This is a genomic window from Paenibacillus sp. cl141a (assembly GCF_900109305.1).
Lineage (GTDB): Bacteria > Bacillota > Bacilli > Paenibacillales > Paenibacillaceae > Paenibacillus_AQ > Paenibacillus_AQ lautus_A.
The window spans coordinates 253,818-266,646 of sequence record NZ_FNZO01000006.1; the positions used below are offsets into that span (position 1 = coordinate 253,818).

Consider the following 12,829-nt stretch of genomic DNA (forward strand, 5'->3'; position numbering starts at 1 on the left):
GACGGTTGAATCCTGTTATCGGCGAACCTGCGGTCCGCCTACGGAAGCCTGCTGATCCGTATCTAATCCGTACGCGGTATGAAGCGCCTGCACGACCCCTTCGAGATTGCTTCCCTCGATGACGCAGGATACTTTGATCTCGGACGTGCTGACCATTTTGATGCTGACTCCCTGCCGGGAGATCACGTCAAACATTTGTGCCGCCACGCCGGGATGGCTGACCATGCCCGCGCCGACAATCGATACTTTCACAAGATGGTCTTCCGAGGTAACGTCGCGATACGGCAGCTTGCCGCGAATGTGTTCGATCACGGACAACGCACGCTCCCGATCCGCCAAGGACACCGTAAAGGAAAAGTCCGCTTCGCCGTTCTGAACGCCGCTCTGCACGATGATATCAACGTCAATCGATTCTTTTGCAAGCTCTCCGAACACTTGGGCTAGAACGCCCGGGGTATCGGCTACGCCCAGAATACTGATTCTCGCTACATTCTTGTCGAATGCAATTCCGCTGACAACCACACCTTGTTCCATGCTTGTTTCCTCCTTAACAACCGTACCCTCGTTATGATTAAAGCTGGATCTGACGACAAGCTTGACTTGATTATGCTTCGCATACTCCACCGCACGCGGGTGAAGAACTGCCGCGCCCAGATTGGCAAGCTCGAGCATCTCGTCATAGGAAATCTCCTTCAGTTTGCGCGCGCATTTGACTACCCGCGGATCCGTGGAGTATATCCCGTCCACATCCGTATATATTTCACATACATCCGCTTGAATGGCAGCCGCAAGGGCTACCGCGGTGGTATCTGAGCCCCCGCGTCCAAGCGTTGTAATCTCTCCGTCTTCGGACATGCCCTGGAATCCCGCGACAATGACGACATTTCCTTCGTCAAGCGCTTTGTGCACGCGCTCAGGCTTTATATCTGTAATGCGGGCTTTACCATGGACGGCTTCCGTGCGGAATCCTGCCTGCCAGCCGGTCAAGGACACTGCCTTGCGACCGAGACCGTGAATCGCCATGGATAGCAGCGAGATGGATATCTGCTCCCCCGTGGTCATCAGCATATCCATTTCCCGTGCCGGTGGATTCTCGTTTAACAGCTTTGCCTGGTCAATCAAATCGTCCGTCGTATCTCCCATGGCAGACACCACGACCACACATTGATGACCTTCATCTTGTTTCTCTACAATTCTTCTGGCAACGCGCTTCATGCGTTCTGTATCCCCTACAGAGCTGCCTCCGAATTTCATGACGTACAGTGACAATGCTTCTTTCACTCCCCACTAATATCGGTATGTAACAGTGCTCAGGTGGTTTCTCACTTTAAAACAGTATAATACGAAAGTGAGTCACCCCGTCAAGGCTTTTCAAAGCAAAAAGAAAACAGACTTAAGACGCCAAGTCCGCTTATCGCAAAAAACTCCCGTACATTCGTACAGGAGTCGCGTTGGTTTAGAAGATATTGGCACCCCGTCCATCGTTGAAGGGTCCCCGCTTATTGCATGTTATGCACGGGAAATGTATTTACCTTCGCGTGTATCGATCAAAAGCACATCGTCTTCGTTAATGAACAGCGGTACTTGTACATTCAGGCCGGTTTCCACTTTGGCGTTTTTCGTAGCGCCGGTAGCCGTGTTGCCTTTGATGCCAGGCTCGGTTTCAACGACCTTCAGCTCGACGCTGTTAGGCAGGTTGATCCCGAGGATTTCGCCTTGGTAGCTGATAATGTTAACGTTCATGTTCTCTTTCAGGAAGTTAAGTTCCCACTCCAGCTGCTCGCTGGTCAAGCTGAACTGATCGTAAGTTTCGTTGTCCATGAAAACATGCTCTTGACCGCTGGCATAGAGATACTGAACGCCACGGTTGTCGATGATGGCGCGGCCGATCGTTTCGCCTGCGCGGAACGTCTTCTCAACGGTGTTGCCGTTGCGAAGGTTTTTCAATTTGGAACGTACGAAAGCTGCGCCTTTACCCGGCTTAACATGCTGAAAATCCAATACGGTGAAAATATCGCCATCAACTTCTACGGTCAAACCTGTTTTAAAATCGTTAACTGAAATCACTAAGATTCCCTCCTATGGATGCGGTCTATTTAATATAGTACACATTTTTCTTAAAGCACAAGCTCAAAAAGACGAGTTTCGAACCATTATTACAGTATGGTGTAATCTTTGGACGAGCTTGTCAGTATGCGAATGCCCGTTTCCGTGATGACGATATCATCTTCGATGCGGACACCGCCCAGTCCAGGCAGGTAAATGCCCGGCTCCACCGTTACAATCATGCCGGGTTGCAGCACGTCATCGCTCAGCTTGGACAGCCGCGGCGATTCATGCACCTCCATGCCCAATCCATGCCCCGTGCTGTGGCCGAAATATTCCCCGTATCCATAACGTGAAATAATATCGCGAGCCAAAGCGTCTGCCTCGCGTCCCGTCATGCCTGGTTTAATATGATCCAGTGCGTTAAGCTGCGCTTCGAGCACGATATCATAGATCTCCTTCAGCTTCGGATCAGGACTGCCGAGCGCCACGGTTCTCGTGAGATCGGAGCAGTACCCGTCCAGCAGCGCGCCGAAATCAAACGTAACGAATTCGTTCCCTTGAATGACCCGCTCGCTGGCTACGCCGTGAGGAAGCGCCGAACGCTCGCCGGAAGCAACGATCGTGTCGAAGGAAGATGCGGTTGCGCCATGCTTGCGCATGAACATTTCCATTTCGAGATCGATTTCCCGTTCCGTTTTGCCGGCAGCCAGGATCGTCAGAACATGGCTGAACGTCTGATCAGCCAAATCCGCTGCCCGCTGCATAATGCTCAACTCTTCGGCATCCTTGAATATACGCAAATCTTCTACAAGGCCCGAAACCGGCACCAGGCTGATGGGTGTGAGCTGTTCCGAATATGCGGAAAACACGCCGTATGTAACATGGTCCTGTTCGAATCCGAGCGATGTGATGCCTTCGGAAGACAACAGATCCTTGACCGTCTCCATCACCTTCGGCCCGTGCTCGACCACTTTAAAACCGACGGCTTGCTGGGGCGCTTGCGTCATATAGCGGAAATCCGTCAACAGATAGGCCTCATCGCGTGTGATCAGCACATATCCGGCTGAACCGGTAAAGCCCGTTAAATATCTGCGGTTGATCGGGCTTGCAACGAGCATAGCCGTCAAGCCTTTGGCTTGAAGCTGTTCGCGCAATTTAACCACTCGTTTGTTACTCATTCTAACAACTCTCCTCTCACCCTTATCCCGTATTAGGAGCTACCCTTCTGGGTCGACCAGGACTTGCAGCAGAGCCGACAAGCCCAATGTGTAACTCGCCGCGCCAAAACCCGCGATTTGTCCGACAGCCACAGGCGCTATGACGGAGGTATGACGAAATTCCTCTCTGGCGTGAATATTCGATAGATGTACCTCCACCGTCGGAATGCGGGCAGAACTGATGGCATCACGCACAGCATAGCTGTAGTGAGTCAGTGCTCCAGGGTTAAGGAGTATGCCGTCAGCCTGTCCGATCGCTTCATGAATACGGTCAATGATAGCACCCTCATGATTAGACTGAAAGAAGGTAATACCGATACCGGCGAGATCCGCCTGTTTACGCAAATTATCTTCGATCGCCTGCAGGCTGAGCGAACCATAAATGCCCGGTTCCCGGAAGCCGAGCAGGTTTAAGTTCGGTCCGTTTATCACCCATATGGATTTCATAGGGCTTCCCACCTTTTCGTCAAATAACCAAAAGCTATTTTACCATAGGCGGCATCGGGTTGAGAAGTTTTTCTTGGCTAACCCGTCAGCTTCTTCGGTTCACGCAGTTTCTCGTCGGTGAATTCCTGCGCAATCGTATAACCGATAAAGAGGCCCCATAATATAAAAATACAAACCTCCGAAATGTTTGTATCCCAGGACAGCTTCTTCACCGGGTCCGTCAGCCGAAGCCAGGGATTGAGCGCAACGAACAGCACCGCCCACCACACGATGCCGTAAACAATCCCGGGCCATGGGCCTTTCAGCTTCCTGAACAAGGCTACATAAATGAGGGAAGCGATGACGGAAAAGGCGATGAAGGACAGCCAACCGGCGATTTGGCCGGCAGTGGTCTTTAGGAATTCATGTTTGAAGAAAGGCTCCAGCAAAAAACCGGGCACGACCTTCGTGAATCTCAACCAGTAAAAGATCCAAAGCACGCCCCCCCAGATCAAGCCGGCATAATAGCCCAGCTCCAGGGCATACGTAAACGGATTGGTTATCTGGTTCTGCTTACGAAATTGATGTTCATGCATGGATTGATTCTCCTCTTCTTCGGTTATCGAAAGCCCCGCTGTTTCTCCATTTCATCTCTGAAAGTAGTATGCACCGCTTCCCCTGCCCTAATCCAACTAGAAATTACTTTCAAAATTCGATACAATAGTTCATAGAACGAATTACATGTCAGGGAGGGTGAACTGGTTGTCCGATAAGTCAACCCCGATCAGCTATGGAGGCCAAGCTGTAATCGAAGGCGTTATGTTCGGCGGCAAGCATGTGAATGTGACGGCCGTGCGGCGTAAAAATAATGAAATCAAGTTTCTCGAGGTGCCTCGCGAAGACAAGGCATGGGTTCGGAAACTGCGGAAGATCCCGCTTCTTCGCGGCATCGTCAGTCTCATAGATTCTACTATCAAAGGCTCCAAACATTTGAATTATTCTGCCGATGCTTATGCTGACGATACGCTGGAGCCCGAAGAACGAGAGAAGCAGAAAGAGAAGGAAGACTCCGGCTGGAGTTTAAGCATGATTATCGGTGTGGCCGCCGTCAGCGTGCTTTCCTTTGTTTTCGGCAAGCTGCTGTTTACACTCGTTCCTGTTTTTGTAGAGGATTTCTTTTTTGGCGATACATTTGATCACTATATTGTGCATAACCTGATTGAAGGCGTAATTAAATTAATACTGCTTCTCGTGTATTTATGGGCGATCTCCCAAACACCGGTCATAAAAAGGCTCTTTCAGTACCACGGTGCCGAACACAAAGTCATCAGCGCATTTGAAGCCGGCGAAGAGTTGACGGTGAAGAACGTTCAGAAATATACGCGGCTGCATTATCGCTGCGGCAGCAGCTTCATGATGCTGACCATTGTGCTCGGCGTCGTTGTCTACTCGGTGGTGCCATGGGATACCATGACGCAGCGGGTCATTCAAAGAATTGCGCTTCTTCCGGTCGTGCTTGGCGTTTCCTTTGAATTCCTGAAATTGACCAATGCCATGCGGGACCTGCCGGTACTCCGTTTTCTCGGATATCCCGGTCTGTGGCTGCAGCTTCTGACGACGAAGGAACCTACTGATGATCAAGTTGAAGTATCCATCGCATCCTTTAACAGAATGCGTGAGTTAGATGCTCAATACGAGAATGTTACAGTTCACCAATCTGTGACAGGAAGTGTGCTGGATCCCGCGAAAGGGTGATAATCCATGAGAAGGCATGCGATCATTTTTTGGACGGCGATTACGTTGGCCGCCATAGGGCTACTGGTATTCCTGTTAGACCCTGGATCAAGAATGAGAATATTGATTCCTCTAATTATTGTTGCTGTCGTGTATGTGCTTTACAAGTTCCCGCCACGCCGTTTTAACAAACGGCCCAAGGTGAAGCCTTCCAAGAGGACGGCGGCAAAACTGGCGGCGGCTAAGAACAGCACCGTTCGCAAAAGCAACCCAACTGCTAAACGTAAACAGTATCCGTTTCAAGTGATCGATGGGCACAAAGGAAAATCCGACCCATCCGATGATGTTCCTAAATACCATTAACCGGAAAAACCGCCCGCCCGCGCATGTAAATGCCGGGTGGACGGTTTTTTTAATGTTCGGCATTCCAGCGGGTGAAGAACATCGTGCCAGCCGTCAGACCGGAATTGTACAAATTCTCGCTCTCCTCTTTGGTCAGATTAAAATGGGTGGTGCCAATGCCGAGCGTCGGAATTTTGATCGTGCGATTTCGGTTTTGCTGCTCGATATAACGTTCATCCTGTGCGGAGAGCATCGTCTCGAACATGGCGGTTAACATGCCGATCGGGCCTTCGATCACATGAGGCAGGTTGCTGTTCTTCCCGACCATCTGAAAGCCAAGCACCGGCAGGGGCTTAGGCCCACCCTTCGATTCGCGATCAAAGAGCCATAAGGGGAAGTTGCTGAGCAGCCCCCCATCCACGATATAAACAAATTGTTCGCCGAACGATTTGCCTTTAGCGGCCCTGCCCAACAAACGCAGGATGACGGGGTCAAAAAAATAGGGGATGCTGCAGCTCATGCGCACAGCCTTGGCTACCGGAAAGGTGGATGGATTGATCCCGTATTGGCGGAGATCATCCGGAAGCACCAGCAGCCTGCCATTGGTGATGTCCGATGCCACGATATAAAGCTTGCCTGCCGGGATGTCGGAGAAAGTAAATATCCCTTTGGCCAGCAGGATTTCCCTTATCCAATTCTCCAAGGCCTCTCCGGAATAGAGCCCTTTCTTAATCAACACCCGCAAGGCAGGACCGATAAACTTTGTATTAAAAATGGGTGCCCGCTGGAGAAACGAATGAAATGGCGTTTCCTCGATAATGCGCTTGATTTCGTCAGCACGGTAACCGGCTGCCAACACGGATGCCACGATGGAGCCCGAGGACGTTCCGGCAACGCGGCTGAATACCATGCCGGCATTCTCCGCCGCCTTGACAGCCCCGGCAAGCGAGATGCCCTTGACCCCCCCGCCTTCAAAAACCGCATTGATCTGCATATAAAAATCCCCCGCCTCACATGGTCTAATGACTATGTATGAGCGCGGGGGATGTTTCATACCTATAGGACGTGCAGATTTATCTATAATATGATTGCAATTGATCTTTAATGCCTAACGGATTGTTTAAAATATTCTCTGCTCTAAAGAAAATGCTGCCTTTCACTTCGGCATAGTTCTGATTGTACTTCAATTGATTGATGATTTCCGATGCGCTCTGCCAGCCGATTTCGCTAGTTCCCAGTTTGTAGGGGGCATGACCGATCAGAAGATCTACATCGGTTCCTTGTACTTCACCGGCCCACCAGTCCACCAGCTTATCATAGTCGGCTGCCGGATTACTCATGCTCCAGTAGATCTGCGGTGCCACGTAATCGATCCAGCCGTTCTGGATCCAGGTCCGCACATCGGCATACATGCTGTCATAAGCCGTCACACCGGCTTTCGTATCCGATCCCGTCTTATCCACGGACTGATTACGCCATACGCCGAAAGGGCTGATTCCGTATTCAACGTCCGGTTTCGCGCGATGAATGCTCTCTCCGAGCGATTGGACAAAGGCATTGATATTTCCGCGGCGCCAATCCGCAAGATTGGCGTAGGCTCCATTATTGAACTGGCGGTATGCCGCGTCATCGTTAAAGACCGTATTGGACGGATAGAAGTAGTCGTCCAGATGGATGCCGTCAATATCGTATCCGTTAACGACCTCCATGATCGTATCGATAATATGCTGCCTGGCTTCAGGAATCCCAGGGTTGATGTACAGCTGCTTGCCCGTGTTCACGATCCAATCCGGATGGCTTAGCGCAACATGGGACGGATGGAGCGATGCCGTCAAAATATCGGTGTTCGCCCGGAATGGATTAAACCAAGCGTGAAATTCCATATTCCGTTTGTGCGTTTCCTCTACCATGAAAGCAACCGGGTCGTAACCCGGATCGGCACCTTGAATACCCGTCAACACCTTCGACCATGGTACCATGGTCGATGGATACAATGCATCACCGGCCGGACGGACCTGCACGTACACGGTATTGATGCCAACATCCTGGAGCGAATCCAGCAAGGCGATGTAAGAGGCTTGCTGCTGTTCCGCGCTGGTCTTCGTTTTCGGCCAGTCCAGATTGAACACGGTGGATATCCAGGCCCCTCTGACTTCATCCCCGGTTGATACCGGCGGCGGAACGACGACCGAGCCCGTGGACAGCGAGATGCGCTGTGCGGCCTGATTCCACTCCACTTGAACGCCAAGATTCTCGCTGATGAAACGCAGCGGAACCATGACCCGGCCGTTCTTGATTTCAACGGAAGCATCCAGCGCTACCGATGATCCATTCACGAGGGCGGTTTTTTTGCCGGATGTCAATTGCAGGCTCGAACCGTCCTTTCCGATTGTTACCGTCTTCAACTTCTGATTCCAAGCGACCGATGCGCCAAGTCCTTCACTGATGATCCGCGTAGGAACCATGGTTACGTTAACCTTCGGCAATATGTAAGGAGATACGTCACTGTTAAGGTTTACACCGTCCAGCTGAATGCTGATACGAGCCGCCTTCGCTTGCGCGGTTGGGACCACCGACGGGAGACACAATAGCAGCATGATCAGCACCAACAACCATCTACGAAGCTTCATTTCTATTAATCCTCCGAAAATATGAAATTTGCAGGTAATCTAACCTATTACTATAACCATGTAAATATGACGGTTCAGTTTAAAAAAGCATCTGTCACAAGCGGACAGATGCCACATTACGATTCGTTGACTAATTCGTTATGAACGTCACGCAAATCCTGAAGTCGATTCTCATCACGCTTGAAATATTCCACAAGCGTCTCAATTCTCGTAATGGAATCCCAGCTCAAGTGATGCTCGATTCCTTCAACGTCCCTGTAAATGTTTTCATCCTGTACACCGATCATCTCAAGGAATTCCTCAAGCAAATGATGGCGTTCCATGAGCCGCTTGCCCATTTTTTTGCCTTTGCTGGTCAGAACCAAACCACGATATTTTTCATAGATCAAATATTCGTCCTTGTCCAGCTTTTGAATCATTTTCGTGACGGATGAGGGGTGAACCTCCAAGCCTTCGGCAATATCCGAAACGCGCGCATATCCTTTTTCGTCGATCAACTTGTAGATGCGCTCCAAATAATCCTCCATGCTAGGTGTCGGCATCTTATTCCCTCTTTTCTATAATTGCATAACCCGTGCCATAAAACTGTTTTACCTGCATTAGTAATGATACATGTTTTTGAGACCCGTTGGCAAGTCCTGGTCCAATCCTCATGTTAATATGGGCCTATGTCAATATCGACTTATGAATTGAACCAGCCTTACCCACGTCATTAGAATTTAAGCCATTCCGGCGTAATGCCTTGCAACCAAATCGTGATTTTGTACATTTGATCCGTGAAGAGCAGAACGCCCATCAGAATCATCAAAACGCCGCCGACCTTCATCAGCGTGCTTGAATATTTAAGGATCCAGCGGGTGGAGCCGATGAAAAAGGCCAGAATGAAAAACGGTACCGCAAACCCCAGCGAATATGAGGTGATCAGCGGGAACCACGTTCCCGGATCGGAAGCCGCAAGCGCGATGATCGCCGTCAAAATCGGTCCTACGCAAGGCGACCAGCCTGCGGCGAAGCCGATACCAAATAGAAATGTTCCTATGTATCCGGTCGGTTTGGATTTAAAATTGAATTTCCGGTCCTTCATGAGAAACTTAGGCTGGAAAATGCCGATAAGCATAAGTCCCATCACGATGATCAGCAGGGCGGATAACTGGCGAATCAGGTCCTGGTATTCCGTGAAGAACTCCCCGAACAGGCCTGCCCCCCAACCGAGAGTGTAATAAACAGCAGAAAACCCAAGGATGAACGCGAGTGTGTGCGTCATGGTCCGGAAACGGACCTCCTTGCGGTTCTGTTCGTTCTTTAAGTCATTGACCGACATGCCTGTAATAATGGATAAATAGGACGGGTACAGCGGCAGGCAGCATGGAGATATAAATGAAGCGAAACCGGCCGCAAACGCGATGCCGATATTAATATCAGCCATTTGATTTTAGAACCCCCTTATGTCGTAAAGCCCTTTTTGCCGACAAGCGTAATGATGAGCAGGCTGATCAGCAGCAGCACGATGGTGGCGCCGGGTGCCAAATTAAATACCCCGGCAAGCATCAATCCCCCGATAACGGCAATTTCGGAGATGATCACCGATAATACGATGGAGCTTCGGAAGCTTCTCGCCAGCAATAAACTGATCGCTACCGGAATGGTCAGCAATGCGGAGACCAGAAGCGCGCCAACAATCTTGATGGCAGTGCTTACGACAAGCGCCGTCAGCACCGTAATGATCATGTTCATCCATTTGACGGGCAGGCCGCTGACGCTGGCCGCATCCTCCTCGAAGCTGAGCAGGAAAAATTCCTTGAAGAACATAACCACCACCGCAATGACAACGACGGTTACGCCGCCTACCATATAAATATCTGTGGAATCCAGCGTATAGATGCTTCCGAACAAATAACTCATGACATCCGTATTATAGCCCATTCCCAGCGTGAAAAACAGCGAGGCCAGCGCAACGCCGCCCGACATAATAATGGCGATTGACAGCTCGGCATAACTTTTGTAGGCCTTTCTCAGCTTCTCAATCGCAAAAGAGGCCAGCACCGCAAATACCAATCCTGCGGCAAGCGGATAGACTTCGATCAAAAATCCGAGGGCTACGCCCGCTATCGTGACGTGCGACAACGTATCGCCGATCATCGACAGCCTGCGCAGCACGAGGAATATTCCGATAAGCGGGGCCGTAATCCCGATCAGAACCCCACCGATCAGCGCCCGCTGGAAAAAATCGCTAAGCAAAATATCAAGCAATGACAACGTCTCCTTCTCCTGCATCCATAAGTTTGTTTCTATGATTATACGAGCGAATGCTGCAAGTCCACTTCCACGCAGTTTTCGATTTCATGGGAATGCCGGACGAAAAACTGAATCTTTCCGTTCTGCGATACCGGCGATTCGCCCAGGTAGTCTTTGACCATGTCCAAATCATGGGTGACCATCAGGAACGTCATATGGTGATGGGCATGCATATGGGTGATCAATTCAAAGAATCCGGCTTGGGTCTCTGCATCAATGCCGATTGTCGGCTCGTCCAGTATAAGCAGATCCGGACGATTGATCAGCGCGCGAGCAAGGAATACGCGCTGCTGCTGGCCTCCGGACAGGGCGCCGATCCGTTTATCGGCAATATCCTGAATGCGCATCACTTCCAGCGCGTCCTCGCATTTCTGATGATCCAGGCGGCTCAAACGGCGAAACATTTTTTTTCGATTATATAGACCGGACATGACAACCTCGCGCACGGTGGCAGGGAACAGCGGGTTGAACGCATTTTTTTGCGGGACATAGCCTATTCGCTCCCAGTCCTGGAATTTACGGATCGGCTGGCCGAACAGTTCAATGGTCCCTTCCGCGGCGGGAAGCAAGCCGACGATCATGCGGAGCAGGGTGGTTTTTCCCGCGCCGTTAGATCCGACAATGCCAACGAAGTCCCGCTCTTTTATGGTGAAATTAAGATCCTTAATCACCTGTTGATCCCGGTAATGAAAGGATACATCCTTGATTTGTACGATAGGTTGGTGGCAATCCTGCGCTGCCGGCTCCATAAACAGGCCGCCTTTCTCTCTGTAGTCTCTCTATAATAAATATACGAGTCCGTATACGTTCATAACACGAAAGAAGAGGGGGATATGATCCCCCTTCTTCCTTATTGTAAAGCCTTCGTTAGATTTTGCAAATTTTTCTCCATCAGCGTGAAATAATTCTCGCCGCTGCTTGCCTGCTCCTTGGTCAGCCCCTCCACCGGATTCAGCACCAAGGTTTCCACGCCCGCTTCGTTCGCCAGCGTTTTGGCCAGTTTATCCGATACGAGTTCTTCGAAGAAAATATATTTCACTTCCTTCTCTTTCACCGTCTTGGTCAGGTTCACGATATCCTGCGCTCTCGGCTCGGCATCTGGCGACAGTCCCATAATCGCATGCTGCGTCAAACCGTAGTCCCGGCATAGATAACCGAATGCCTGGTGGGATACGACGATATCTTTTTTCGGCAGTTTGGACAGCTCGCTCGCAAAGTCGTTATCCAGTTTGACCAGCTTCTCTTTTAACGCTTCATAGCGCTGTTCATAGCCGTCCTTATGTTCTGGATCGACCTCAACCAGGCTGTTCTTGATATTCTCTGCCATGACCAGTGCGGATTTCGGGCTTACCCAAGTATGCGGATCCGTATGATGGGTGTCCGTGTTCGTCTTGGCCGCCTCTTCCTCGTGATCATGGCCTGTATGATCTTCTCCGTTGCCTTCCTCATGGCTGTGCTCGTGCGCTTCAGCGCCTTCTTCATGACTGTGATCGTGTTCCTCTTCATGGGCCGCTTCACCATGCCCGTGGCCATCGTCCCCCACGGCGTCGATCAGTCGGATCCCTTGGGAAACGATGACTGGTTTCACTTGCGTATCTTTATCGAGACCCTTTAAGAATCCAGGCGCCCAGCCTTCCAGCCCTGCACCATTATAAAGAAACAGCTGAGCCTTGGATGTATTGACGATATCCTGGCTCCGCGGCGTCCAATCATGAGGTTCCACGCCCGTTGGCAGAAGATTCACGACATTGACCTCGTCTCCGCCGATTTCCTTCGTAAATTCATATATAGGATAGAAGGTCGTAATGACGTTAACCTTGCCTTCAACTATGCTTCCGCCGGATTTGCTTCCGCAGCCCGACAGGATGAGCATCGCCAGCAACATCGAAGTTACGCTCCAAGTCCAGCCGTTCAGTTTGTTCTTGCTCTTTCTCTTGTTCATGTTCATGTTCATCTCCCCCACATTCGCTCCGCTCAACTAATCGTAAACTTTACTAAAAAGATTATAAGAGCAGTTCGACGTGATTGTCAACCAAATCGTAAAAGTTACTATTAGTTTTTCATATAGAACTCATATCCCCCGTATTAGAGGAAAAAAATAACGGCGCACCCTTAACAGGGTACACCGTCTGATCC

Annotated in this window: 14 protein-coding genes; 2 read left to right on the forward strand and 12 right to left on the reverse strand. The window is 50.4% G+C overall.

Annotated features, from left to right (window positions below; translation table 11 throughout):
* Positions 1-15: 15 nt before the first annotated feature.
* From BMX45_RS18715 to BMX45_RS18735, 5 genes are all read right to left on the reverse strand, one after another.
* Positions 16-1,269: an aspartate kinase gene (locus BMX45_RS18715; protein ID WP_090910982.1), complete on the reverse strand. Its 1,254-nt coding sequence runs from the start codon at positions 1,267-1,269 to the stop codon at positions 16-18.
* Between the two features lie 240 nt (positions 1,270-1,509).
* Complete coding sequence (gene efp / locus BMX45_RS18720; protein WP_015734446.1) at positions 1,510-2,067, reverse strand: elongation factor P; 558 nt, start codon at positions 2,065-2,067, stop codon at positions 1,510-1,512.
* An 89-nt stretch (positions 2,068-2,156) separates the two neighbouring features.
* Complete coding sequence (locus BMX45_RS18725) at positions 2,157-3,227, reverse strand: M24 family metallopeptidase (protein ID WP_090910983.1); 1,071 nt, start codon at positions 3,225-3,227, stop codon at positions 2,157-2,159.
* Between the two features lie 39 nt (positions 3,228-3,266).
* Positions 3,267-3,713, reverse strand: a complete 447-nt coding sequence (gene aroQ, locus BMX45_RS18730) for a type II 3-dehydroquinate dehydratase (RefSeq protein WP_090910984.1) — start codon at positions 3,711-3,713, stop codon at positions 3,267-3,269.
* A 77-nt stretch (positions 3,714-3,790) separates the two neighbouring features.
* Positions 3,791-4,288, reverse strand: a complete 498-nt coding sequence (locus tag BMX45_RS18735; RefSeq protein ID WP_090910985.1) for a YqhR family membrane protein — start codon at positions 4,286-4,288, stop codon at positions 3,791-3,793.
* A 166-nt stretch (positions 4,289-4,454) separates the two neighbouring features.
* Here BMX45_RS18735 and BMX45_RS18740 point away from each other — a divergent pair, with 166 nt between their 5' ends.
* Positions 4,455-5,447, forward strand: coding sequence for a DUF1385 domain-containing protein (locus BMX45_RS18740; protein ID WP_009591233.1), 993 nt, complete (start codon positions 4,455-4,457; stop codon positions 5,445-5,447).
* Positions 5,448-5,453: 6 nt separating this feature from the next.
* A complete protein-coding gene (locus BMX45_RS18745) occupies positions 5,454-5,789 on the forward strand; it encodes a hypothetical protein (RefSeq protein WP_009591231.1) in 336 nt (111 codons plus the stop codon).
* 49 nt (positions 5,790-5,838) lie between these two features.
* Here the strand turns inward: BMX45_RS18745 and BMX45_RS18750 are convergent, their stop codons facing one another.
* The 7 genes from BMX45_RS18750 to BMX45_RS18780 all read right to left on the reverse strand — a co-directional run bounded on the left by BMX45_RS18750 (position 5,839) and on the right by BMX45_RS18780 (position 12,635).
* Entirely contained in the window at positions 5,839-6,762 is a 924-nt protein-coding gene (locus tag BMX45_RS18750) for a patatin-like phospholipase family protein (RefSeq protein ID WP_090910986.1), read from the reverse strand.
* A gap of 79 nt (positions 6,763-6,841) precedes the next feature.
* Positions 6,842-8,398: a family 10 glycosylhydrolase gene (locus tag BMX45_RS18755; RefSeq protein WP_090910987.1), complete on the reverse strand. Its 1,557-nt coding sequence runs from the start codon at positions 8,396-8,398 to the stop codon at positions 6,842-6,844.
* A 116-nt stretch (positions 8,399-8,514) separates the two neighbouring features.
* Complete coding sequence (mntR, locus tag BMX45_RS18760; RefSeq protein WP_009591262.1) at positions 8,515-8,940, reverse strand: transcriptional regulator MntR; 426 nt, start codon at positions 8,938-8,940, stop codon at positions 8,515-8,517.
* Between the two features lie 170 nt (positions 8,941-9,110).
* A complete protein-coding gene (locus BMX45_RS18765) occupies positions 9,111-9,824 on the reverse strand; it encodes a cytochrome c biogenesis CcdA family protein (RefSeq protein ID WP_009591263.1) in 714 nt (237 codons plus the stop codon).
* A gap of 17 nt (positions 9,825-9,841) precedes the next feature.
* A complete protein-coding gene (locus BMX45_RS18770) occupies positions 9,842-10,672 on the reverse strand; it encodes a metal ABC transporter permease (protein ID WP_175495141.1) in 831 nt (276 codons plus the stop codon).
* A gap of 20 nt (positions 10,673-10,692) precedes the next feature.
* Positions 10,693-11,442, reverse strand: a complete 750-nt coding sequence (locus tag BMX45_RS18775) for a metal ABC transporter ATP-binding protein (RefSeq protein ID WP_090910988.1) — start codon at positions 11,440-11,442, stop codon at positions 10,693-10,695.
* Between the two features lie 101 nt (positions 11,443-11,543).
* Positions 11,544-12,635 (reverse strand): metal ABC transporter solute-binding protein, Zn/Mn family, encoded by a 1,092-nt coding sequence (locus BMX45_RS18780; protein ID WP_090911041.1) that lies wholly within the window; start codon positions 12,633-12,635, stop codon positions 11,544-11,546.
* Positions 12,636-12,829 lie beyond the last annotated feature (194 nt).

Coding starts and splice junctions, on each gene's coding strand:
- aroQ (WP_090910984.1), bottom strand. CDS start 3,713: ATGAAATCCATATGGGTGATAAACGGACCGAACTTAAACCTGCTCGGC.
- BMX45_RS18735 (WP_090910985.1), bottom strand. CDS start 4,288: ATGCATGAACATCAATTTCGTAAGCAGAACCAGATAACCAATCCGTTT.
- BMX45_RS18775 (WP_090910988.1), bottom strand. CDS start 11,442: ATGGAGCCGGCAGCGCAGGATTGCCACCAACCTATCGTACAAATCAAG.
- BMX45_RS18765 (WP_009591263.1), bottom strand. CDS start 9,824: ATGGCTGATATTAATATCGGCATCGCGTTTGCGGCCGGTTTCGCTTCA.
- BMX45_RS18770 (WP_175495141.1), bottom strand. CDS start 10,672: ATGCAGGAGAAGGAGACGTTGTCATTGCTTGATATTTTGCTTAGCGAT.
- BMX45_RS18755 (WP_090910987.1), bottom strand. CDS start 8,398: ATGAAGCTTCGTAGATGGTTGTTGGTGCTGATCATGCTGCTATTGTGT.
- BMX45_RS18780 (WP_090911041.1), bottom strand. CDS start 12,635: ATGAACAAGAGAAAGAGCAAGAACAAACTGAACGGCTGGACTTGGAGC.
- mntR (WP_009591262.1), bottom strand. CDS start 8,940: ATGCCGACACCTAGCATGGAGGATTATTTGGAGCGCATCTACAAGTTG.
- BMX45_RS18745 (WP_009591231.1), top strand. CDS start 5,454: ATGAGAAGGCATGCGATCATTTTTTGGACGGCGATTACGTTGGCCGCC.
- BMX45_RS18750 (WP_090910986.1), bottom strand. CDS start 6,762: ATGCAGATCAATGCGGTTTTTGAAGGCGGGGGGGTCAAGGGCATCTCG.
- BMX45_RS18725 (WP_090910983.1), bottom strand. CDS start 3,227: ATGAGTAACAAACGAGTGGTTAAATTGCGCGAACAGCTTCAAGCCAAA.